This window comes from Methylobacterium sp. GXF4, from assembly GCF_000272495.1.
Classification (GTDB): Bacteria; Pseudomonadota; Alphaproteobacteria; order Rhizobiales; family Beijerinckiaceae; genus Methylobacterium; species Methylobacterium brachiatum.
In genome coordinates this window covers 21497-44776 of the sequence record NZ_AKFK01000064.1, presented here as the reverse complement: position 1 = coordinate 44776, position 23280 = coordinate 21497, and the positions used below count along the sequence as shown (strand labels likewise).

Annotated in this window: 20 protein-coding genes; 10 read left to right on the top strand and 10 right to left on the bottom strand. The window is 70.3% G+C overall.

The genetic code is table 11. The features are described 5' to 3' along the window. The first annotated feature begins 62 nt into the window (after window positions 1-62). On the top strand, window positions 63-473 hold the full coding sequence (locus WYO_RS16485) for a DUF1236 domain-containing protein (protein ID WP_039903157.1): 411 nt from the start codon (window positions 63-65) through the stop codon (window positions 471-473). Window positions 474-570: 97 nt separating this feature from the next. Here WYO_RS16485 and fghA read toward each other — a convergent pair whose 3' ends face one another. Both fghA and WYO_RS16475 read right to left on the bottom strand, forming a co-directional pair. Continuing rightward, window positions 571-1404: an S-formylglutathione hydrolase gene (gene fghA, locus WYO_RS16480; RefSeq protein WP_007564514.1), complete on the bottom strand. Its 834-nt coding sequence runs from the start codon at window positions 1402-1404 to the stop codon at window positions 571-573. 175 nt (window positions 1405-1579) lie between these two features. Continuing rightward, entirely contained in the window at window positions 1580-2716 is a 1137-nt protein-coding gene (locus tag WYO_RS16475; RefSeq protein WP_007564512.1) for an S-(hydroxymethyl)glutathione dehydrogenase/class III alcohol dehydrogenase, read from the bottom strand. A gap of 245 nt (window positions 2717-2961) precedes the next feature. Between WYO_RS16475 and WYO_RS16470 the strand changes: the two genes are divergently transcribed. Next, complete coding sequence (locus tag WYO_RS16470; RefSeq protein WP_128755024.1) at window positions 2962-4074, top strand: FAD-binding domain-containing protein; 1113 nt, start codon at window positions 2962-2964, stop codon at window positions 4072-4074. A gap of 150 nt (window positions 4075-4224) precedes the next feature. Then, window positions 4225-6648: a PAS domain S-box protein gene (locus WYO_RS16465; protein ID WP_007564509.1), complete on the top strand. Its 2424-nt coding sequence runs from the start codon at window positions 4225-4227 to the stop codon at window positions 6646-6648. A 6-nt stretch (window positions 6649-6654) separates the two neighbouring features. On the opposite strand, the gene WYO_RS16460 is transcribed toward WYO_RS16465, so the two are convergent. The 3 genes from WYO_RS16460 to WYO_RS16450 form a co-directional block, all read right to left on the bottom strand. Continuing rightward, the gene (locus WYO_RS16460) at window positions 6655-6903 is read right to left on the bottom strand and encodes a hypothetical protein (protein WP_007564508.1); all 249 of its coding nucleotides are present in this window, start codon (window positions 6901-6903) and stop codon (window positions 6655-6657) included. Window positions 6904-7134: 231 nt separating this feature from the next. Further along, window positions 7135-8442 carry a glycosyltransferase gene (locus tag WYO_RS16455; RefSeq protein ID WP_007564507.1) on the bottom strand — a complete coding sequence of 436 codons (1308 nt, stop codon included), beginning with the start codon at window positions 8440-8442 and terminating at the stop codon, window positions 7135-7137. A 138-nt stretch (window positions 8443-8580) separates the two neighbouring features. Continuing rightward, on the bottom strand, window positions 8581-9819 hold the full coding sequence (locus tag WYO_RS16450) for a cytochrome P450 (protein ID WP_007564506.1): 1239 nt from the start codon (window positions 9817-9819) through the stop codon (window positions 8581-8583). Window positions 9820-9896: 77 nt separating this feature from the next. Here WYO_RS16450 and WYO_RS32200 point away from each other — a divergent pair, with 77 nt between their 5' ends. Continuing rightward, on the top strand, window positions 9897-10364 hold the full coding sequence (locus WYO_RS32200; protein ID WP_244424200.1) for a hypothetical protein: 468 nt from the start codon (window positions 9897-9899) through the stop codon (window positions 10362-10364). 63 nt (window positions 10365-10427) lie between these two features. Here the strand turns inward: WYO_RS32200 and WYO_RS16440 are convergent, their stop codons facing one another. From WYO_RS16440 to WYO_RS30980, 4 genes are all read right to left on the bottom strand, one after another. After that, a complete protein-coding gene (locus tag WYO_RS16440; protein ID WP_007564504.1) occupies window positions 10428-11285 on the bottom strand; it encodes an alpha/beta hydrolase in 858 nt (285 codons plus the stop codon). A gap of 16 nt (window positions 11286-11301) precedes the next feature. Beyond that, the gene (locus WYO_RS16435; RefSeq protein ID WP_007564503.1) at window positions 11302-12549 is read right to left on the bottom strand and encodes a multidrug effflux MFS transporter; all 1248 of its coding nucleotides are present in this window, start codon (window positions 12547-12549) and stop codon (window positions 11302-11304) included. Continuing rightward, window positions 12546-13814, bottom strand: coding sequence for a nucleotide disphospho-sugar-binding domain-containing protein (locus WYO_RS16430; protein ID WP_007564502.1), 1269 nt, complete (start codon window positions 13812-13814; stop codon window positions 12546-12548). Before WYO_RS16430 ends, WYO_RS16435 begins: the two co-directional genes overlap by 4 nt. A 226-nt stretch (window positions 13815-14040) precedes the next feature. Then, window positions 14041-14340 carry a hypothetical protein gene (locus WYO_RS30980; RefSeq protein WP_128755023.1) on the bottom strand — a complete coding sequence of 100 codons (300 nt, stop codon included), beginning with the start codon at window positions 14338-14340 and terminating at the stop codon, window positions 14041-14043. A gap of 358 nt (window positions 14341-14698) precedes the next feature. On the opposite strand from WYO_RS30980, the gene WYO_RS16425 reads away from it, so the two are divergent. The 5 genes from WYO_RS16425 (at window position 14699) to WYO_RS16405 (ending at window position 21228) form a co-directional block, all read left to right on the top strand. Continuing rightward, entirely contained in the window at window positions 14699-15460 is a 762-nt protein-coding gene (locus WYO_RS16425) for a response regulator (protein WP_007564501.1), read from the top strand. 2 nt (window positions 15461-15462) lie between these two features. Continuing rightward, window positions 15463-16467 carry a cytochrome c peroxidase gene (locus WYO_RS16420; protein WP_007564500.1) on the top strand — a complete coding sequence of 335 codons (1005 nt, stop codon included), beginning with the start codon at window positions 15463-15465 and terminating at the stop codon, window positions 16465-16467. Further along, window positions 16464-18977: a two-component system VirA-like sensor kinase gene (locus WYO_RS16415; RefSeq protein WP_007564499.1), complete on the top strand. Its 2514-nt coding sequence runs from the start codon at window positions 16464-16466 to the stop codon at window positions 18975-18977. The genes WYO_RS16420 and WYO_RS16415 overlap by 4 nt, the downstream gene beginning before the upstream one ends. Window positions 18978-19265: 288 nt before the next feature. Continuing rightward, complete coding sequence (locus WYO_RS16410; RefSeq protein ID WP_007564498.1) at window positions 19266-19667, top strand: hypothetical protein; 402 nt, start codon at window positions 19266-19268, stop codon at window positions 19665-19667. A gap of 205 nt (window positions 19668-19872) precedes the next feature. Next, window positions 19873-21228, top strand: coding sequence for a cytochrome P450 (locus WYO_RS16405; protein WP_007564497.1), 1356 nt, complete (start codon window positions 19873-19875; stop codon window positions 21226-21228). A 153-nt stretch (window positions 21229-21381) separates the two neighbouring features. Here WYO_RS16405 and WYO_RS16400 read toward each other — a convergent pair whose 3' ends face one another. Next, window positions 21382-21972, bottom strand: coding sequence for a DUF3291 domain-containing protein (locus WYO_RS16400; protein ID WP_244424199.1), 591 nt, complete (start codon window positions 21970-21972; stop codon window positions 21382-21384). Between the two features lie 403 nt (window positions 21973-22375). Here WYO_RS16400 and WYO_RS16395 point away from each other — a divergent pair, with 403 nt between their 5' ends. Next, a complete protein-coding gene (locus WYO_RS16395; protein WP_007564495.1) occupies window positions 22376-23200 on the top strand; it encodes an SDR family NAD(P)-dependent oxidoreductase in 825 nt (274 codons plus the stop codon). Window positions 23201-23280: the final 80 nt, after the last annotated feature.

Below are 23280 nucleotides of genomic sequence, written 5' to 3'. Positions count from 1 at the left end.
TGCCGCTGACCCGCGATCTCTTTCACGCCGCAATCCCTTTCACGCCGCCCGACGAGGACACCGTGCGAACCTGGATCTCTCTACCGATCGTGCTGATGCTCGGCGTCGCGACGCAGGCGCATGCCCAAGGCCTGGAGCGCGGCGCGCGGGATGGCCGGGAGCGCGGCGAAGCGATCGCGGGTCCCCTGGGCGCTGCCGTCGGCGGCGCGATCGGTGCCGCGGTCGGCACGGCCAACAACATCCTGGGCATCGACCGGCGCGACCGCTTCCGCATCTACGTGCTCGGCGAGCGCCGCCCGTCCTTCGCCTATGCGGGGCCGGTGCGGGTCGGAACCGTGCTGCCGGAGGACGGCGTGGTCTATTACGACGTACCGCCCGAATTCGCGCTTCCGAACTACAATTACACGATCCTCAACGACCATCCCGTGCTGGTCGAGCCGCGGACGCGCCGGATCGTCGAGGTCATCGAGTAGGGCCTGGACGCACCGCGGCGGGCCCTCCGGCCTGCCGCCGCCGAGATGCGCTCGGCGGCGGACGCGCCCCGCACATGACGGGGCGCGCCGTCGGCAGTTACTTCAGGCGCGCGGCAGCCCAGGCGATGTGGTCGGCCATGAAGGTCGAGATGAAGAAGTACGAGTGGTCGTAGCCCTCGCGCATGTTGAGGGTCAGCGCGATGCCGGCCTTCTTGCAGGCCTCCTCCAGCAGCCAGGGGCGCAGGCCGTCCTGCAGGAAGCTGTCGGCAGTACCCTGATCCACCAGGAATTCGGGGAAGCGCTTGCCGTCCTCGATCAGCGCGGTGGCGTCGTGGGCGCGCCAGGCGGCCGGATCGGAGCCGAGATACTTCTCGAAGGCCGGCTTCGACCAGCCGGCCGTGGAGGGCTGGGCGATCGGCGCGAAGGCGGAGCAGGACTTGAAGCGCTCCGGGTAGGTCAGCGCGATGGTCAGAGCCCCGTGGCCGCCCATGGAATGGCCGAAGATGCCCTGGCGGGTCATGTCGGCGGGGAATTCCTTCGCGATGAGCGCCGGCAGCTCCTCCGTGATGTAGCTCCACATCCGGTAGTTCTTGTCATAGGGCGCCTGCGTGGCGTCCAGGTAGAAGCCGGCGCCGGAGCCGAACTGCCAATTGCCTTCCTCGTCCGGGATCCCGGGGCCGCGCGGGCTGGTATCGGGGGCCACGATGATCACGCCGTGCGCGGCGGCGGCGGCACGGTACTCGCCCTTGTCCATGACGTTGGCATGCGTGCAGGTGAGGCCGGACAGGTACCACAGCACCGGGACCGGGCCCTTCTCGGCCTGGGGCGGCACGAACACCGCGAAGGTCATGGGGCATCCCGTGGTCTGCGCATCGTGCTTGTAGACGCCCTGCGTGCCACCATGGGCGCGGGCCTTCGAGACGGTTTCCATCGGCTGTGATCTCCTGCGAGTGGGCTGAGACGATCGTCTTCAGGAATGCGCGGCTCTCCTCCCTCTTGCGGGGAGGAGTTGAAGCTGGGGGTGGCTCAGCCGGCCTCGGCCGGGAGAGGGTCACCCGACCACCCCCGCCCCTGCCCCCTCCCCGCACGGGGAGGGGTGGTGATGGTCAGTAGACGACCACGGACCGGATCGACTTGCCCTCGTGCATGAGGTCGAAGCCGTGGTTGATCTCGTCGAGCGGCATGGTGTGGGTGATCAGATCGTCGATGTTGATCTTGCCCTCCATGTACCAGTCGACGATCTTCGGCACGTCCGTGCGGCCGCGGGCGCCGCCGAAGGCCGAGCCCTTCCAGACGCGGCCGGTGACCAGCTGGAACGGACGGGTCGAGATCTCGCGACCGGCCTCGGCCACGCCGATGACGATCGACTCGCCCCAGCCGCGATGGCAGCACTCGAGGGCCTGGCGCATCACATGGACGTTGCCGGTGCAGTCGAAGGAGAAGTCGGCGCCGCCGCCCGTGAGATCGACGATGGCCTGGACCACCTTGTCGGTGCCGATCTCGCTCGGGTTGATGAAGTCGGTCATGCCGAACTTGCGGGCCATGGCCTGCTTTTCCGGGTTGATGTCGACGCCGATGATCTTGTCGGCCCCGACCATCCGGGCGGCCTGGAGGACGTTGAGGCCGATGCCGCCGAGACCGAACACCACCACGTTGGCGCCGGGCCAGACCTTGGCGGTGTAGATCACCGCGCCGATACCGGTGGTCACGCCGCAGCCGATGTAGCAGATCTTGTCGAAGGGGGCGTCTTCACGGATCTTGGCGAGCGCGATGGCGGGCAGGACCGTGAAGTTCGAGAAGGTCGAGCAGCCCATGTAGTGGAACACGGTGTTCGATCCGGAGGGACTGCCGCCGGTGGAGACGCAGGAGAAGCGGCTCGTGCCGTCCGGCATCACACCCTGGCCCTGGGTCGCGCGGATCGCGGTGCACAGGTTGGTGCGCTGGGACAGGCAGGACTTACAGTTGCGGCATTCCGGCGTGTAGAGCGGGATGACGTGGTCGCCGGGCTTCAGCGTGGTGACGCCGGCGCCGACCTCGCGGACGATGCCCGCGCCCTCATGGCCGAGGATCGCCGGGAACTTGCCCTCGGAATCGAGGCCCGAGAGGGTGTAGGCATCGGTGTGGCAGATGCCGGTGGCCATCAGCTCGACGAGAACCTCGCCGGCCTTGGGCCCTTCGATGTCGATGGTCTCGATCGTGAGAGGCTTCTTGGCCTCCCACGCGACCGCAGCGCGCGTCTTCATCACCTGTTCCTGTTGTCTGGACGATCACGGACGGCGCCGAACTGCCGACTCTTCGGCGCGCCTCGCCCGAGGGCGGCACACCGAACGGTCCGAAAATCTGGCGTGTGTTTGATGCTTCTCGCGCCGGGATGCAATCTTTGCGGCCGCGTTGAGACCGCGCGCCCCGCCGGACGGTCCGGGGAATGGGTCGCATCCGCCCGGCGCGGGCCGCGCGCTAACTCCCGGGCATGGATCGCACCTTTCCCATGACCCGCGCCGCCGGGCTCGACCGGCTCGCCGCCTTCCTGGCGGGCGCCGGGGCCGATTACGCCGCCGCCCGCAACACCGATCGCGGGCCCGGCCTCGAGCCGACCACGTCGGCACTCTCGCCCTATCTGCGCCGGCGCCTGATCACGGAGGCCGAGGTCGCGGCAGCGGCCGAGCGCGCCTTCGGCGACGGCGGCGCCGAGAAGTTCGTCTCCGAGGTGTTCTGGCGGACCTACTTCAAGGGCCACCTGGAGACCCACCCGTCCGCCTGGACGGAGTCCCTCGCCCTGGCCGCGTCCGACCGGGAACGCCTCGCCGCCGAGCCCGGCCTGCGCCGGACCTACGAGTCCGCCCTCGAGGGCCGGACCGGCATCGACGGCTTCGACGATTGGGCGCGCGAGCTCGTCGAGACCGGCTGGCTGCACAACCACGCCCGGATGTGGTTCGCCTCGATCTGGATCTTCACCCTGCGCCTGCCCTGGGCGCTCGGCGCCGAATTCTTCCTGCGCCACCTCGTCGACGGCGACCCGGCGAGCAACACCCTGTCCTGGCGCTGGGTGGCGGGCCTCCACACGCGGGGCAAGCACTACGTCGCCCGCGCCGAGAACATCCGGCGGTATACGGGGGGGCGCTTCGATCCTGCCGGCCTCGACGAATACCCGGACGCCCTCGACGAGGCGATGCCGCCCCGCGAGGTCGCGCTGCCGCGCTCCGATGCCGTGCCGGCCGGCGACGTCGCGCTGCTGCTGCATCTCGACGACCTGAGCCCGGAGAGCCTGCCGCTAGGCGCCGCCCGTGTCGTCCGCGTCGGCGGCCTGCTGGCCCACGCCCCCGGCGCATCCGAGCGGGTGCGCGCGGCCGACGCGGCGGCGATGGCCGATGGCCTCGAACGTGCGGCGGCCCAGTTCGGGTGCGCGGCGCGATTGGTCGAAGAGGGTTGGTCCGGGGACCTGCCCGTGATCACGGCCTGGGCCCCGGTGGGTCCGTCGGCCGATGCGCTGCCGGACGCGTGCATCCGGATTCGCCGGGGATGGGACGAGGCCGCCTGGCCGAGATCCAACCGCGGCTTTTCCCGCCTGCGCTCGGCCATCCCGGCGGTGCTGACGGCCTGACGCCCCATACCGGCCCCCAGAGTTGTCCGCTCATCCGGCTTCAGTCCTCATGGAGGTTGCCCCGGCAAATACGGTATGGAGCAGCCGGACGACCCGGCCGTTGTGAGAGCGGCGGGCAGGTATGGCGATGCGAGGTCGGGATTTCGCCCCATGGATGTCGAAAACGACACGTTGCGCCGACGCCTGCGTGAGGCCGAGGCCGAGATCGAGCGGCTGCGGTCGCGCAACGAGAGCCATGTGCATACCCCGAGCGCCGGCCAGCGCACCTCGGCGGCCGGGGTCGATCTGCTGTTCACGGCGGCGGAGAAGACCCGCATGCCGCAGATCGTCACCGATCCCAACCTGCCCGACAATCCGATCGTCTTCGCCAACCGCGCCTTCCAGGAGCTGTGCGGCTACGGCGCGGAGGACCTGATCGGCCGCAATTGCAGGTTCCTCCAGGGGCCCGGCACCGACCCGTCCGACGTCGCCAAGGTCCGGGACGCCATCGCGGCCCGGCGCGACGTGGTCGTCGAGATCCTGAACTATCACCGCGACGGCACGCCGTTCCGCAACGAGCTCTACGTCAGCCCGGTCTTCGATCCGTCCGGGCAGCTGCGCTACTTCTTCGCGAGCCAGCTGGACGTCACGCGCTTCCGCACCGAGGAGGAGCGCCTGGCCGAGAGCGAGGCGCGCTACCAGACCCTGTTCGAGGCGATCGACGCCGGCTTCTGCGTCGCGGAGATGCGGTTCGACGCCGAGGGCCGCGCGGTCGATTACCGGCTAATCGAGGTCAACCCGGCCTTCGAGCGCCATACCGGCCTGCGGAACGCGGCCGGGCGCTGGGTCAGCGAGCTTGTCCCCGATCTCGAACCGTCCTGGTTCGAGACCTACGGCGCGGTCGCCATGACGGGGCAGCCCGTGCGCTTCGAGAGCGCCGCGGTGTCCATGGGCCGGTGGTTCGACGTCCATGCCCTGCGCGTGGGCGAGCCGGCGCGGCGGCGCGTCGCGATCCTGTTCAACGACATCACCGACCGGCGTCGGCTCGAGGATCACCTCGAGACCGCCGCCCGCGAGCGGACCGACGAGCGCGATACGCTGTGGCGGGCGAGCCGCGACCTGTTCGTGGTCTGCGGCTTCGACGGCCTGTACCGGGCGGTGAATCCGGCCTGGACGGCGACCCTCGGCTGGACGTCCGAGGATCTCGTCGGGGCGCGGTTCGACGATTTCGTCCACCCGGACGACAAGAAGCTCGCGGCGCAGGCGTTCGAGCGCGTGATCACCGCGGGCGACCTCGACGACGTCGACGTCCGGTTCAGGACCCGCGACGGCGCCTACCGCTGGATCTCGTGGAACGTGGTCCCGCGCGGCGACCATTTCTACGCGGCGGGCCGGGATGTCACCGACCGCAAGGCCCTCGAGGAGCAGCTCCGCCAATCCCAGAAGCTGGAGGCGGTGGGCCAGCTCACCGGCGGGGTGGCGCACGACTTCAACAACCTGCTCACCGTCATCAAGTCGTCGACCGACCTGCTCAAGCGCCCGAACCTCCCCGAGGAGCGCCGGACCCGCTACGTCGACGCCATCTCGGACACGGTCGCCCGGGCGGCCAAGCTGACGGGCCAGCTGCTGGCCTTCGCCCGGCGCCAGGCGCTCCAGCCCGAGGTGTTCGACGTCGGGCGCGGCGTGGCCTCGGTCTCCGACATGGTCAGAACCCTCACGGGCTCGCGCATCCATGTCGACATGCAGGTCGTGCCCCTGCGGGACGCGATGGGGCGGGAGAGCCCGTGCCTGGTCGACGCCGATCCGAGCCAGTTCGACACCGCCCTGGTCAACATGGTGGTCAATGCCCGGGACGCCATGTCGGGCGAGGGCCGGATCACCATCCGGGTCCGGCCCGTGGGCCTGGTCCCGGCCGTCCGGGCGCATCCGCCGATGCGGGGGGATTTCGTCGCGGTCTCGGTGGCCGATACCGGCACCGGCATCGCCCCCGGCGACCTGGAGCGGATCTTCGAGCCGTTCTTCACCACCAAGGGGGTCGGGCAGGGTACGGGGCTGGGCCTCAGCCAGGTGTTCGGCTTCGCCAAGCAATCCGGCGGCGAGGTCGTCGCCGAGAGCCGGCTGGGCGAGGGCAGCACCTTCACCCTGTTCCTCCCGCGGGCGGTGGCCGCATCCCTGCCCGAGGCCGAGACGCCCGAGCCCGCGGCGCTGGCCGACGGCCACGGCACCTGCGTCCTCCTCGTCGAGGACAACCTGGAGGTCGGCTCCTTCGCCACGCAGGCCCTGCAGGAGCTCGGCTACCATACGGTCTGGGCGACGGATGCGGAGAAGGCGCTGCGCGAGTTCGAGCGCATCCCGTTCCGTTTCGAGGTCGTGTTCTCGGACGTGGTGATGCCGGGCATGAACGGGGTGGACCTGGCCCGCGAGATCCGCCGCCGGCAATCCGACCTCCCGGTCGTCCTGGCCTCGGGCTACAGCGACGTGCTCGCGGCCCAGGGCACCCACGGCTTCGAATTGCTGCGCAAGCCGTACTCGGTCACCGACCTGTCGCGCATCCTGCGCCGCGCCGTCGAGCGGGCCAAGTCGGCCCGTCGGTGACGGACCTCATCGGCAGCCCACGCAGACGCGGTTGATGATCCGCTGCGCCCGGACGTGCTCGTCCTCGACGGTCGCCGGGCGGGACTCCCGGTTCGTCCAGGACGGGGCAGGCCGGATGCCGGGGTCGAGGGTCGGGACGTCGGGCTGCGTGAACCGGGGGACGGGCTCCGCCCGGGCGGCGGGCGCCACCGCCAGGAACAGAAGAAGGGCCCCGCCGAAAGCACCCGCGGACGCTGCTGCGCGGTTGAGGATCATGTTGGCGTATTCCCGTTGCTGGAACACGAGGAATAGGCAGGCTGGATTGCAGCGGGATTTCGCGTCGCGCGGGAATGATTACAGCAGACATGCCGTTCGCTCGGGCCGATACGTCAGATGTTCGGGCCGCGAACAGACGCGGGCGGCACCGATCTCTCGGATCGGCGCCGCCCGGATCATGCGGGATCTGGCTGTCGCGTCCGGCAGCCGGAAATCTGACCGTCGGGTCGGTCAGGCGGCGCTGCGCACCCGCCCGGGTTCGGCGTGCCGTGCGAGGACCCGCAGGATCCCCGCCCGGGCATCGTAGGCGGTGAATTCGGCGGCGAGGCGCCGAGCCTCCCGGCGGTGACCGGGTTCGTCGAGCACGGTCCGCACGGCGCGCCGGAGCGCCTCCGGGGTCGGATTGTTCGTGCCGAGGTCGATGCCCGCCCCCGACCAGGCGATGCGGGCGTTCACGTCGGCCTTGTCCTCGGTCAGGCCCGCGGCGACGAGGGGCACGCCGAAGCTGAGGGCCTGGTTGACGCTGCCGTAGCCGCCATTCGTCACCATCGCGTCGATCCGCGGCAGGATCCACTCGAACGGCAGGTAGTCGGCGAGCCGCGCATTGGCCGGGATCGGCCCCGGGATGGCGTCGCGCGCGCGTCCGCCGGCCGTGACGACGGTGAGGATGTCCGGCTCACCGGCGAGCGCTGCGAGAGTCGGGCCGACCAGCAGGCCGAAATCGTGGTTCGCGACGGTGCCCTGTGTGACGAGCACGACCTTGCGGGCGCCGTCGAGATCGTTCGCCCAGGCCGGCAGCGGCGCCTGCCCCGGCACGATCGGCGGCGCGCCGACGAAGGTCACCGCCGGCGGCAGCGGGAACGGGTATTCGAAGCTCGGGACGGTGAGCTGCAGGTAGGTGTCGGCGAGCTGCACCACCGCGTCGAACAGGGTCCAGGACGGGGCCGGAACCCCGACCTCCTCCAGCACGCCCGCCAGGCGGCGCGCGACGGGCCGGTCGACGGCCGCCTCGTGCGCCCGCGCGATCCGCGCATAGGCGTCCCGCTGCTCGAGGGTCTGGGCCGGCGGCAGCCCGAGGAAGATCGGGGCCCTGTCGGGCCGTGAGCAATGCAGGATCGACGTGCCGCACAGGACGATGGCCGGCCGCTTCGATCGCGGCCCGAGCAGCAGGGGCAGGACGCCGAAGAACATGTCGTCGCCGATCACGACCGCGGTCGGGAAAGCCCGAAGGGCGTCCTGGAGGCCGCGATGCTGATCCGGGATCCGCTCGATGAAGATCCGCTCCATGGCGACGCGCAGCCAGTCCGGGCCGGGCGGGGTCTGCGCCAGCTCGGGAACGACGGCGACGAGGTTGCGCCCGTCGAAATCGGCGATGCCGGGCAGCGCCGCGAACCGGGCGCCGGTCGCCTCGATGCGGTCGCGGAAGGCCGAGCCCGACAGCACCATGACCTCGTGGCCCTCGTCGGCCAGCATCCGGGCGATGGCCAGTATCGGGTTGAGATGGCCCGTCGCGGGCGTGGAGCAGAGGAGGATCTTCATCGCGCTCGTCCTGTCTTCGCGTGGGGAAGCGGGCGCCGCGCCGATGCGGCGACCCAGGCGCGAGGCTGGGGGCCGCCCGTTACGCGACGGCTGCGGATGGGCGCCGAAACGGTTACCGCTGGAACGCCCGCCCGGGGGCTACCAGGCGACCCGCAGCGCATCGATGCGGCGGATGCCGCTGTGCCCGCGCAGCATCGGAACCGGGCCGGCGAAGCGCAGCCGCGGGGCCAGCCGCACCAGGGCGCCCAGCCCCTCCTCCAGCTCGATCCGCGCCAGGGCCTCTCCGAGGCACCGGTGCACCCCGCCCCCGAAGACGGGGTGCAGGCGCGGGCGGTCGGTGCGGTGGATGTCGAACGCGTCGGGCCGTGCATAGGCCTGCTCGTCGCGCATCGCCGACAGGATCGAGAGCATGATCAGGCTGTTGGCCGGCACGACGTGCCCGTCGAGGGTGATATCCTCCTTGGCGACGCGTCCGGCGGAGCCGACGCTCGGCTCGAACCGCAGGGATTCCGCTACCGCGGCCGGCACGAGGCCGGGATCCTGCTTGACCGCCTCCCATTGCTCGGGATGCTGCAGCAGCAGGGCGATCTGCATGGCGCCGGCCCCCCTCGTGGTGTCGGTGCCGCCGATGATCATCTGCACGAGCTGGATGACCACCTCGTCCGGCGTCAGCTCGCCGGCCGCATCCGCCTCCGCGAGGAAGCGGGACAGGAAATCGTCCCGGGGCGCCGCGCGCCGGGCTTCGAGGATCTCGACGACGTAATCCTGCAAGGCGACCGCCGCCGCCTCGATCTCGGGCAGGTCCTCCGGGCCGAAGGTGAAGCTCAGGACCCGCGAGACCTCATAGGCGAGCCGCGTGAACCGGGGGATGTCGCCGCGCGGCAGCCCGAGGATGTCGGCGATGGTCTGGGCGGGGATCAGGCCGGTGTAGCTCGCGACGAGATCGACCTCGCCCTCCTCCATGCAATCCCGGACGAGGGCCTCGGCGGCGTCCCGGATGCGGGGGCGCAGATTCTCGACCAGGCGGGTCGCGAAGGTCCGGGTGAACGGTGACCGGCGCCGCCGGTGAACCGCACCGTTGGCGGTGAGCATGCCGTGCGCGAAGATGTCGAACAGCCGGCCCTGCGGGATCTCGCGCATCTCCGGATAGAGGGTCTCGGTCGCCTGGACGCGCGGATCCCGCATCAGCTGATCGACGTCCTGCGCGCGCAGGACCATGTAGCCGCCGATCTCATGGATGATGAACGGCACCCGGGGCCGCCAGGTGCGGAACACGCCGTGCGGGTCGGCCTCGAGTTCAGCCACGGACAGGGTCGGGACAGCGTGGCGGGCCCCGGCGCTTCCGACGTATCCGTGCTCGTCCCTGTGACACTTCATCGACACATCCTCGCTGCTGTTCAAGCGCGCGGATTCTCGAAAGGCCGGACTACAGGACGATTTCGAAAGAGCGGCCGTTGGTTACGGTCATAACATTCGGGCCGCCCGACGAGCCCCGGTGGCGCGGCGCCGGTGCGGCCGACCTCCGCTCGATCGGCCGCCGGGCGTCGATGCCGGCGACCCGGATCCCGCGGGCCCGCATGGGCGCGAGACTATTTCGGGCGTCGGCGATTCCGAAATCGTGCCGTAACGGGCGCGGCTCAGAACGACGATGCTTCGCGCAAGGAGGTATCGCCATGATCGCAAGCGAGCCCAGTCCGGACGATCGCTTCGAAATGCTGCTGCGGCGGCTCATCACCGACTCGGTGATCGGCGGCACCGATGACGGCCAGCACCTCATCGCGCGCTTGAGGCGCTTCGACCTGCGGGCCCGGAGCGAGCAGCTCAGCTCCCAGACCCTCCAGGTCATCGCATCGGCCCGGCGTCTCCTGGGCGACGAGCCGGCTTCCGGCCGGACTGTCAGCGGCCGCAGGCGCGCGCAGTGACGGGAGAATGCCGGACGCCGGAGCGGAGATCGCCCCGGCGCCGCGCGTCATCCGGCGGCCCGGTCAGCGCGCCCGGGGCTTCAGCCCGACCGCGAGGAAGCGGTCGATCATCGCGTTGACCTGCTCGGCCACCTCGATCGTGTTGAAATGGCCGGCGAGCAGCGTCTTGGCGGTCACCAGCTGCGGGCAGAGTTCGCGCAGCCGTTCGAGATCGCGTGCCGACTCGATCAGCGGCACGTCGGCGGAGATGTAGGCCATCGGGACCCGGCAGGCGCGCGCGGCCGGGATCGGATCGTGGTTCTGGACCATGTTGTGCAGCGTGGAATGCGCCACGTGCTGGGGCGTCTTGCGGCAGGGGCCGAGAACATACGTGTCGAAGATCGCCTGGCGCCGGGTCGGCTCGTCGAAGGCGCCCCCGATCGACCAGGCGGCCGCCAGCGCCGCCACGGGGTAATCCGGACCGCCGACGCCGGACAGGAGCTGCGCCAGCTCGACATTGCCGCGCTGGTCCGGCGACGGCAGGACGATGGAATCGATCATCACCAGGCCCGCGGCGAGGTCGGGATGGCGCCCGCACAATTCGAGCCCCACCGCGCCGCCGAAGCTGTGGCCGATGACGATCGGCTTGACCAAGCCCAGCTGGCGGCACTGCCAGGCGACGTCGTCGGCGAAGCCCGCGACCGTATAATCCTGCTCCGGCGCGTCGCTGGCGCCGTGACCGCGCAGGTCCACGGCGACGACCCGCCGGAGCCGCGAGAAGTGCCGGATCTGCGGCGTGAAGATGCCGTGATCGCCGGTCCAGCCGTTGATCAGCACCAGGGGGTGGCCCTGGGGCGTCATCGGCCCGGCCTCGACATGGGCGAGCCGGACGCCGTCGCGGGCCAGATGGACGGGCTGCCACCGGGGCGGTTCGAAGGTCATGGGAATCTCCGTGTGATCAGGATCGGGGCATCGATCGCCCGGCGGCAGGACTCGGGAGGGTCGCGATGGCGGCGATCGCCGCCAGGCAGGCCCCGAGCATCACGGCGGCCATCGACAGGGCGGAGCGGCCGTCGAAAATCCGCGCCACGCCATCGCTGGCGAGGGCGCCGACCAGCATCTGCAGGCAGATCGCCACGCCGCTGGCCGCGCCGGCGGCCTCGGGCATCGGCTCCGTGGCCCCGTGCAGCGCGTTGGGCGAGATCAGGCCGAAGGCCAGCGCCGTGCCGACCATGGCGACGACCACCGGGACCGGCGAGGGACGTCCGGCCAAGGCCGCGCCCATCAGGATCGCCGCGACGGCGGTCGCCAGGGCGAGACCCGCTCCGATCGCCTGACGGGGCCGCCCGCCGCGCGCGACGAGGCGGGCGTTCAGGAACGCGCCGGCCATGACGGACAGCGAGCTCGCGCCGAAGACGATGCCGTAGGTCTGCGGGCTGACGCCGAAGGCGTCGATGAAGACCAGCGCGGAGCCGGTGATGTAGGCGAAGACCGCCCCGGCCGAAGCGGCGTTGCACAGGGCGTTGCCGCGGAAGACCGGGTCCGCGAGGATGCGCGCGTAGCCCTGCAGCACCGCGCGCGCGTTCAGGCCGGGCGACGGTGTGAGCCGCGCGGTCTCGTCGACATGCCGGAGGGCCACGAGAGCCGCCAGGGATGCGGCGATCGGCGCCGCGTGGATCAGGCGCCAGCCGCCGAGCCCCATCAGCGCCGCCCCGACCGTCGGGGCGATCATCGGCACCACGTTGATCACGAGGACGACGAACGACATCCGGGCGCGCGCGGTCTCGCCCTCGGAGACGTCGCGCACGATCGCCATGGCAGCGAGGCCCGGCCCCGCAGCGCCGAATCCCTGCACGGCCCGGCCCAGCAGCAATTGCGGCAGCGTCTGCGCGACGAGGCAACCGAGGCTGCCGCCGATCAGGAGGAGGCAGCCGCCGATGATGGTGGGCCGGCGGCCGAGCCGGTCCGAGAGCGGCCCGTAGACCAGCAGGGCGATTCCGAGGCTCAGCAGATAGATCCCCATGGCCGAGCCGATGGCGGAGGACGGGATCCGCAGGGCGGCGGCCGTGTCCGGCAGGCTCGGCAGGATCATGTCGATGCCGAAGGTCGGGAGCGCCGCCAGCAGCCCGATCAGGGCCGAGAACGCGGCGGTGCCCGGCCGGAGGCGTCCGCGCGGCCGGATCCACCCGTCGGTGAGCGGGATCACGCCCAACGCCGGTCTGCCGAATCCGCCCTGGTTTTCCGGGCCGCTACCATCGCGTCGATCTCGCGGACGAGACCGGCCGCATCGAGATCCGCCCGGACGGCCGCGCCGAGGGTGCCGGCCGCGACGCGAAACTGCGGCTCGGTGAGCAGCCGGCGCATCGCCGCCGCGATCTCGGCCTCCGGCGCGTCGGGGGCCAGGCGCAAGCCGGCGCCGCGCGCGCCGACCCGGGCGGCGTTGTCGGTCTGGTCGCGGGCCATCGGCATGACCAGCAGCGGCACGCCGTGCAGCAGCGCGCGGGACACGGTGCCGTGCCCGCCCTGGCTGACCACCAGGGCCGCCTCCTCCATCAGGGCTTCGTGAGAGGCCGCCGTCACGACGCATACATTGGCGGGCATCGCCAGGTCTTCCGGACGGACATGGGGCCCGGTGGTCACCAGCGCCTCGGCGTCGACCGTCCCGACGGCGCGCACGATCCGCTGCAGGAGCTCGGTCTGGTTCTGGGCGCCGGTGCTGCCGGCGACGAGGATGCGCGGCCGGCTGGTGCCGGGCCAGGCCGAGGGGCCGCCCCGCGTCCAGCCCGGCTCGTCGAGCAGCGGGCCGATGTACCGGTAATTGGCCGGGAGCGTCGTCGCGTCGAAGTCGAAAGCCCGGCTGATCGCCAGGAGGACGCGGTCGGCCCGGTCGAAATAGTCGAACGCGCTCGCGACCGGCGGCAATCCCAGGCCCCGCCGCGTGGCGTTGAGGGCCGTGCGGCCCTTCTCCATGGCCGTCGTGATCGCCTCGGTGGCCGCCGCCATCGCGGCGCGCTCCGCGGCGGTCCGCGGGGGCGTGAGGCCGCTGGCGGCGGGCGGCATGCCGGGCAGCGGGCGGATGCTGATATGCGGCGACAGGATCGCGTGCGGCAGGTCCGCCGCCTCGGCCGCCAGCGCGCAACCCAGCAGCAGGTCGAGGCTGAGGACGGCGTCGGTCGGAACGCGCCGGATCTCGTCGAGCGTGTCGGCCGCGTAGGCGCCGGCCGGCACGAACAGCGTCTTGCGGAACCAGTCGGCGAGGTCGGAGAAATCGGCGGGGTCCGCATCGGTGCCGACGGGGGCCCGGCGCCATCCGATGAAGGGAAAGCCGGCCGCCTCGACCTCGCTGCGCATCACCGGATCGGCCATGATGCGCACGCGATGCCCCGCCCGGTTCAGCTGCCGTCCGGCCGTCAGCACGGGGCTGAGATTGCCCGTGGTTCCCCACGAGATACACAAGACGCTGAGCGACATCTGAAAGGCTTCCGAATAGGACTGCGCAGGAGCGCGCTGTTTCGGGATCGATCGACGATTGGATTTGACATTCACGGCGCGAAATCGCGCGACGGCGCGGAAGATCTGGAGCATCCGCACGCATTTCTTGGAGACGCGGTCCGTTTCGACCGGATCGAAGCGCTGAAGTCCGTGACGCGCGCCGCGACGTCTTCGCCAAAGCGACGGTTTTCCGGCCTGATCTGGTCTAGCGCCGCGCGTTGCTGTTGATGTCGCGCAGGAACGCGATGTAATCCGGGTGGGTGTGATGGATACAGCCGCCATGGGCGAAGCTGATCACCACAGCATCCAGCAGCCACCGTCCGAAGACGAAGAGCGCGGGTCGGGCCGGTGCGAACGGGGGCGAGGCTATCGCGATGCGCCCCAGTGGAGGACCGGGGCGACCGCAGGCGGGAAGATCTTCACCGCGAGGCAATCGATCGGGCACAATCTTGTTGAAGCGCCCCGGGTCTACGCCGCAGACATCTCGGATCAGAGCGTCGGTCATAATCACCCCTTCATCCAGAGAGGGTGACGATCATATTCGGCAGTTACATCGGCATGTCAGCCATCACGACTTCCGGTTACAACCGTAACTGAGCCGCTTCTTGCCGGATCGAGACGGCGTTATTGAAGGTCATCGCCCGCGTTGTGCTGCCTCGCACAATGTGGTGGGCGCAATCCTTTTGGGGCCGTGATATCAACTCAGCGGTGCAGGGCTACACCCGGGCGCCCTCGGAAGGGCGATCGGGCATGGGCTGGCGACGACGGTTCGATGACTCCCCGGGTGGCGGCGTCCCCGACACGGTGCCGCCATCCAGCCGCGGAGGTCGGGGCGGCGCTCTGCCGCGAAGCGTGAGGTGCCCATGATCGAACCCAGTCTGGACAGGGGTCAGGGCCGGAGGCCGCGCCCCGGCAAGACCCGCATCCTGCTCATTGAGGACGATGCGGGCATGCAGCGCATCGTCTCGGATCATTTCGCCGACCACGACGTCGACGTGACGGCGGCGACCAACCGGGCCGAGGCGGAGCGGTGGCTCGCGGAGGGCGATTTCGACCTCGTGGTGCTCGATTTGCGCCTGGGCTCGGAGAACGGTCTCGACCTGCTGCGCGACCTGCGGACCCGGAGCGATCTGCCGGTGATCATCACGACCGGACATCGCCGCGACGAGATCGATCGCGTGATCGGCCTCGAGCTCGGCGCCGACGATTATCTCGTCAAACCCTACGGCCTGCGCGAGCTTCTGGCCCGCATCCGGGTCATCCTGCGCCGGGCCGAGGTGACGCCCGTTCCGCCGAAGGCGCAGGATTCGCATCGCAGTCGCTTCGACGGCTGGGTGCTCGACCGACGGCGGCGGCGCCTGACCAACCCGGCCGGTGAGGGCGTCGCGCTGAGCAACGGCGAGTACGCGCTGCTCGTGGCCTTCCTGGATGCGCCCCAGCGCCCCCTGAGCCGCGAGCACCTCCTGCAGGCCACGCGGGTCCACGAGGACGTGTTCGACCGCAGCATCGACGTCCAGATCCTGCGCCTGCGCCGCAAGCTGGAGGTGGACCCGAGTGCGCCCCGCCTGATCGTCACCGAGCGCGGCGTGGGCTACGTCCTGACCACGCCCGTCGAGAAGCTGTAGCCGTGATCGGGCGCCCGGCACGGCCCCTCCTCGCGGCGCTGCTCGGCAGCGCCGTGGCCATCCTGGCGCCGGCCGCCCAGGAAGGGCCGGCCGGCAGTCCGGCGATCGCCGATGCCGTCGAGGCCTCGGCCGTCATCACGCCGATCCCGAGCTCGCTGGGGGCCGACCCGGACCGCGTCGATATCGGCCGGATGCTGTTCTCCGACACGCGGCTGTCGCGCCGGGGCGACCGCGCCTGCATCACCTGTCACGACATCCGGACCAACGGCGCAAGCGCGGTCCCGCGGAACGTCACCACCGACGGCACGCCGGTGCCGCGCAACACGCCCACGGTCTTCAACGCCGCCCTGAACTTCCGCCTGGGCTGGGCGGGCGATATCCCGACCCTCAAGGATCAGGCCGAGCTGGCGCTGACGCAGCCGGAATTCCTGGGCGGGTCGTGGCCCCGCATCCTCGACACGGTCCGCGCCGATCCGGCGCTCGCCGCCAGGTTTCGGTCCGCTTACGGCCGTGAGGCCGACCGCGAGGCCGTCGTCGACGCGATCAACAGCTTCGAGCGGCACCTGCTCACCCCGGACAGCCGGTTCGACCGGTGGCTGCGCGGCGATGCGCGGGCCATCACCGAGGCCGAGCAGCGGGGCTTCGCGCTCTTCCGCGGGATCGGCTGCTCGGCCTGCCATCAGGGCGTCAATGTCGGCGGCAATCTGTTCGAGAAGGTCGGGATCTTCGTCACGATCCCGAACAAGACCGCCGAGGTGCTGCGCGTCCCCAGCCTGCGCAACGTCGCGGTCACGGCGCCCTATTTCGACGACGGCGGCATCGCCACGCTTCCGGAGGCCGTGCGGCTGATGGCCCGGGTCCAGCTCGGGCGGGAGCTGACCACGACGCAGATCGCATCGATCGTCGCGTTCCTCGGCACCCTGACCGGATCCTACGAAGGTCACCCCGTGACCGTGCCCCCGGCGACGCCCCCCGGCCCGCCGCCGACCGACGACCATCGGCCATGAAGTTGACCGCGCAGGCCGCCGTACTCGGTGCGCTGTTGGCCGCGCTGCTGACGTGGCTGCTGATCAACGGCAATGGCGAGATGGAGGCGGCCTATGTGACGATGCAGCGGACCGTCGGCAGCCTCGCGCTGGCCGAATCGCGCCTCCAGCACGACGTGCTTCGGGCCCGCGCCGGGCATCTGCGCAACTACGATCCGATCGTCGCCCATCTGCGCAAGATGCAGGCGGCGGTGGCCGACCTGCGGGCGTCGAGCCGGCCGGACGACGCCGAAGTGCGGGCCCTCGCCGAGGTGGTGGACCGGGAGGCGCAGATGGTCGAGCGCTTCAAGACCGGCAACGCCCTCGTGCAGAACTCGGTCGCGTATTTCGACTCGCTGAGCGATCGCCTGTCCGAACCGGACGTCGATCCACGGCTCGTGCAGGCCGTGGCCGCCCTGCAAATCCGCGTCTCGCAACTCGCGCGCGACGGGAGCGCGAAGCATCTCGAGGACATCCGCGCGCGGCTCGACGCCATGGCCGCGATGACCCTGCCGACGGACCAGGCCGCGGATGTCGCCGCCATCGTGCTCCACGGGCGCCAGCTCCTGGATCTGCTGCCCCAGGTCGGCGCCGCGACGCGCTCGCTTCCGGTCGCGTCGAGCGAGAAAGCCCGCCAAGCGCTGCTGGATGCCCGCCGGGAGCTGCACGCCGAGCGCCAGGCCCGCGCCGATGGCTTCCGCCTCGCGCTCTACGCCGCCGCCCTGGCGCTGCTCGCCCTCGCCGTGCGCGTGGGCCTGCTGATGCGGGCCGGCACCCTGATCCTGCGCCGGACGGTCGCCTTCCAGACCGTCGTGGCCCAGGCCGCCAACCGCTTCCTGGGGAGCCAGCCCGACGAGATCTCCGCCCACATCGTCGACGTCCTGGCCATGGTGGGCGGGGGCCTGAACACGGACCATTGCTATGTCCTGATGCTCGACGGCAGCGGCGCCGTGCATCTGTGGAGTCGGCCCGGCCTTGCGCAGCCCCGGGGCTGGCCGATGGCGCAACGCGCCCTGATCCCCGACATCACCGCCGCCTCCGACGATCTCATCTTCATCGAGACCGCGGACGCGACCGGGCATCCGGCCTTGCGGCACGCCCTCGCCGAGCGCGGCATCGTCTCCTGGGCCTGCGCGCGGCTGCGCCGGGGCGAGCGCACCGTCGGCCTGCTGTGCTTCGAGCGCAGCACCTCCGATCTGCCGGGCTGGCTCCGGCAATCGTGCGGCCTGCTGCAGGTCGTCGCCGACAGCTTCGGCGCGGCGCTGGAGAGCCAGCAGGTCTGGGCGGAGCGGCGCGCGATCGAGGGGGAGCTGCGCCGGGCACAGCGGCTCGAGGCCATCGGCACCTTCGCCAGCGGTGTCGCGCACAACATCAACAACGTCCTCAACGTCATGCTCGGTCATGCCGAGATCGCGGCCGAGGCCTTGCCGGCGCATCCCGATCGGGCGGCGCGGCAGATCGAGATGCTGGTCCAGGCCGGCGGACGGGCGCACGAGATCGCCAGCCAGATTCTCGATTTCGGGCGGCGCGGCAGCGCGATGCAGGGCACCAGCGCCGTCGAGGCGGTCGTCGCCGAGACGATCGCCCAGATCCGCTCCTCGGCGGCCGACCCGACCGTGATCCGGTTCACCGGGACGGCCCAGGGGGCGATCGTCGGCGGCGAGCCGGCGCAGCTCCAGCAGGTGGTGCACAACCTGATCCGCAACGCCGTGCAGGCGTCGAGCCCGGATCGAGCGGTCGAGATCCAGCTCGACCGGATCACCCTGGCGGAGCGGCAATCCCTCTCCCACGGGACGTTGCGCCCGGGCGATCATATCCGGATCCGAGTCAGCGATTCCGGCCGCGGCATGGACGAGGCGACGCTCGCGCGGATCTTCGAGCCGTTCTTCACCACCCGTCCGGCCGGAACCGGCCTCGGGCTCGCGACCGCGTTCGAATTCGTCCAGGAGCAGGACGGCGCCTTCAACGTGCGCAGCGTGCCCGGAGCGGGCAGCACGTTCGAGGTCTGGTTGCCGGTGATGACGCCGGCCATCAACGACGCGTCGCGCGCTTGCGGCGCCGTGATGATCCTGGGCCGGACGCGCGCCGCGGTCCAGGAGGACGAAGAGACCCTGGCGGCCCTGGGCTACGAACCGGTCGGATACGTCGACCCGGAGGCGGCCTTGTCCGCCCTGCGCACGGCGCCGGAGCGGTTCGATCTGCTGATTGTCGAGCACCCGCTGCTCGGCTTATCGGGCCTCACCTTTGCCCGCCGGGCCGCCCAGATCGCGAAATGGCCGATCGTGCTCTCGTTGTCGGCGTCCGAGGCCGTGCAGCCGGAGATCCTCTCGGCCATTCCCGTCGTCGAGGTCGCCCGCCGGCCCTGGCGCTCCAACGCGCTCGCCTTGACCCTGCAGAGACACTTGGCCTCCGGCGCGAAGCTGGCCTCCGGCGCCAAGCTGACCTCCGGCCCAAAGACCGCGCCGCCGCCGCGCAAGCTCTCGAAGCGTTGAGGCGCGCGGCGCGACCGCACCAGCTCCGGCGCTCCCGAAGCCGATCGCCCGCCTGAACGCCTTGCAGGCGACCGTCCGCCGGAGACCTCGGCGCCACGAAACCGCGGGGGCCATCCGCGGCCTGTTTCAGGCGTAACCGAGCCGGCGGTCGGTTGAAATGGCACCGAAACCGCGCCTGGATATCGCGGTCACGGGCGGGCCGGGGCAACTGGGCCTGCATCCGCAAGACCCGGAACCGGCCCGGCCGAAACCGGCCGGCATGATCCTCCACGGCATGGTGTTACGCGCATGAAATCTGGTGCTCCCCTGTTCTACGCCGCCGGCGTGTTCTCGGCGTCCGTCGCCTGCGCCGGGTCCCTGAAGGCGGAGCCGCTGCCGCTGTCCCACGGCAGTTACGTCCAGGCGGATCTGGCCTGCGAGGGCGCGCCGTTTGCCGCCTTGAGGACCTATGACGGGCAGGGTCTGGGCGGCCCGCACGACAGCAAATGCGTCAGCAGGATCGTGGACGCGCACGGCAAGACGTACAGAATCGCGACCTCTTGCGCCGCCGCCGGGGACGGAAGCCCGGTCGCGCCCACCACCACCTCCGAGACGGTGTTCGTGCAGTCGCGCCGAAGCTTCAAGATCGCGGATGGGTCGTCTGGCGACCAAGGGGGCGTATCGTATAAGCTCTGCCCCGGAAGCAAGTAACGCCCAGCAGGGGCGTTGACTGGATTCCAGCCGCCGGGTTTCCAGGCAGAGAACGCGCTGAATATGGGGCGCCGCTCCAGCGCGGGCGCAGGCGGGCGATGCCGGCTCGCGTCCGGTGGACGGCGGTCCGTTCGATAGTCTGCGCCGTATCAGCGGCGTCGGATCGGGATATCCGGGACCCGGATGAGGTCAGGCGAAAGGTACCATGCATAGCCCTGGCCACCGTTTCGAACCGCCGGCGCCGCCGCTCGCACCCGACCGCGTCACCGGTCTCGGCGTGCTCATGCGGGTCCGGCGCAACGCCTTCTCGGCATTCCCGGCCCGGTGCTTCACCGCGCCGGCGATCACGTACCGCCTGGGCATCACCGACCTGATCCTCGCCAACACCCCCGATGCCATGCGTCATGTCCTGGCGGATCATCCGGACCGGTTCCGCCGCGTGCGGGCGACAGGGCGCGTGCTCGGTCCCATCCTCGGCCGGGGCCTCGCCGCGGCGGAGGGGGAAGCCTGGCGGCGGCAGCGGCGCACGCTCGCGCCCGCCTTCACGCCGCGGACGTTGCCCGTCCTCTCGCAGCATATCGCGGCATGCGCGGAGGCGACCTGCGCGCGGATCGAAGCCGCGAAGGGCGGCCCGATCGATCTCCTGTCGGCGATGCAGGACCTGAGCCTGGATATCGCGGCGCGCTCGATGTTCTCGCTCGAGACGGCGCGGTTCGGGCCCGAGCTGCGGCGCCTGCTCCTGTTCTATTCCGCCACGATCGGACGTCCCCGCGCGAGCGATTTCCTGCTGCCATCGACGCTGCTGACGCCGACGGATGTGCGGCGCGCCCTGTTTCGGCGGCGCTGGTCGCGGATCATCGCCGCCGTCATCGCGGAACGCCGGTCCACGGCCGCGCCGGATACGCCGCGCGACCTGTTCGATATGCTGGCGGATGCCTACAAGGACCAGGACGAGGGCTTGTTGGCCGACGAGGTGTCGACGATGCTCTTCGCCGGCCACGAGACCACGGGGCTGACGCTCTTCTGGGCGTGCTATCTCCTCGCCAACGCCCCCGACTGGCAGGACGCCGTGCGCGACGAGGCGCGCGCCTGCGACGTGTCGCCGGGTTCGGCCGGAGAGGCGCTGGCGCGCCTGCCGCTGACCCGGGCCGTGGTCGAGGAAACCCTGCGCCTGTATCCCCCGGCCTATATGTCGGCCCGCGAAGTCGGGGACCCGCACGACCTGTGCGGGCTACCGGTCCGAGGTGGCAGCCTCGTCCTCCTGCCCTTCTGCATGCTGCACAGGAACCCCGCGTTCTGGGCCGCCCCGGCGCGTTTCGACCCATCGCGCTTCCTCGGCGCTGCGAGGCCGGACCGGTTTACGTTCCTGCCGTTCGGTGCCGGACCGCGGGTCTGCATCGGCGCACAACTCGCCGTGGCGGAGAGCGTGCTCGTCCTCGCTCGGCTCCTGCGCGGCAACGCGATCGCGATGGAACAGGCCGCTCCTGTCCAGCCGATCGGATCGTTCTCGACGCGGCCGAGCCACGTGCCGGTGTTCACGCTGCGCCCCTGCCTGCCTTAGGCGCCCGAGCGGGCCGGCATCCGAAAGGATCAGTCGAGCCCGGATCCGTGCAGCCATCACACGCTGGTGTCGGAACGGGGGTGACGTCTTCCGGTGCGGCAGGGGAGCGAAGCTCAGGTGGTCGTCGCGAGATACCACCCGGGGCTCCCGCCGTCAGTGCGCCGCGACCTGCTTCGCGAGCTCGGGGCGGCCGGATTCATCGTAGCGTCGCGCGAAGCTGAAACCGGATGCCGTCGGTCCCGCATCGGCCAGGATTTCCAGACGTCGGACGCCGTCCGACCAAGTGGGGACGACATCCTCGGGAACCCACCACAGAACGTAACCGGGCCATTGCGGCGGCTGAAACCAGGCCGAGCGCCGTTTCAGGGCGTCGCGATGCAGCCCATTGTAGGAAAAGCGGCGGGCGGCTTCGCAATCGTGCCACAGCGACAGCGTTTGAACCATGCTGGCGCCGCTCGATTGCCAGCGCGCGTCGAAGAAGCGCGGCGCCACGTAGACGCCCCAGGGCCCGAAATCCTCACCGTGACCGGCCCGGCCAAGCAGGTCGGGACGCGCATCCCCCGCCTGAGCGATGAAACCGTCCGCACCGCCCAGGGTCGGGAATATCATGCGGGCCATGCCGGCGAATTCCGTCAGCGCCTCGGACTGATACGCGCCCTTCAAGATTCCGAATGTGTAGAGCGCGATCCGAGTCATCCGACATTCTTTCTCTTTATATCGACTATTTCGGCGCGCTTTCTGCACAAGACAATACTATTACTATGGCGAATTCGTTGAGAGCAGAGAATTATGATACCCGCTCGCATCCTCGATGATGCCGACGCACGATCATTGGTCAGTTTAGCCGCGTGTTCGGCTTGCCGAGGCGAAGTCTTCGGCACCGGCCGACAGCTTCGTGATGTGGATCGTACGGCGGAGGCCGTCCAAAGCGGCCGTCGCGCCGACCAGACCGGCAGCCTGAGAGTATAAATACAAACCTGGTTCGGTCAACGTATTTTATAGTCGTTCGCATTTTTACATATGAAACGAAAGATTTTTAATTTGTATCAACGCTGTAACAAGCCGGCTTTATCGAGACGCGAACCTCGCATCAATGCGATACATTCCGAAAACGTGATTTTATTGACGCCGCGACGCGGGAGACCAAATGCCAAAGTCTTGGTTCGTGACAGGCAGTTCCCGCGGCCTCGGCCGGGCGATCGTCATGGCCGCCCTCGAGGCCGGGCACAAAGTCATGGCGACCGCGCGTAACCCGGGTGACCTCGACGATCTCGTCACCCAGTATCGCGGACGCATAATCCCCTATGCGCTCGACGTCTCCGATGCCGCCGCCGTCGGCCGGGCGGTCGCCGACGCGAAGGACACATTCGGCCGGGTCGATGTGGTCGTGAACAATGCGGGCTATGCCAGCCTGGCGTCGGTCGAGGACATGAGCCAGGACGCCTTCGCGGACCAGATGGCGACGAACTTCTTCGGCACCGTCCATGTCTCCAAGGCGGTCGTGCCGATCCTGCGCGCGCAGGGCGCCGGGCATATCTTCCAGATCGCGTCGGTCGGAAGCCGCATCGCGTCGGTCGGCCTGTCCGCATACCAGGCGGCCAAGTTTGCCGTTCGCGGCTTCAGCCTCGTCCTCGCGCAGGAGCTGGCTCCGCTGGGGATCAAGGTGACGATCCTGCAGCCGGGCGGCGTGCGGACCGATTGGGCCGGCTCCTCGATGACGATCCCGGCGATCAGCGAGCCCTATCGGCAGACGGTCGGCCCCTTCGCCGAGATGGTGCGGGCCGGGTCCGGCAGGGAGCCCGCGGATCCGAGGAAGGTGGCCCGGGCGATCGTCGATCTGTCCGGCCGTGACGATGCTCCGGTCGAGCTCCTGATCGGCGACGATGCCTATGCCTATGCGCAACGCGCAGCCGAGGCCGTGGCAGCGTCCGACCGGGCCTGGAAGGACCTGACTGTATCCGTCGCGTTCTGAGGCCGGGCGCGGACCCAGAATGCGCGTCTGCGCCCGGTCGCGCCTGCGGCCTGTCCTGATGAGAGCGGAGTGCTGCGTGC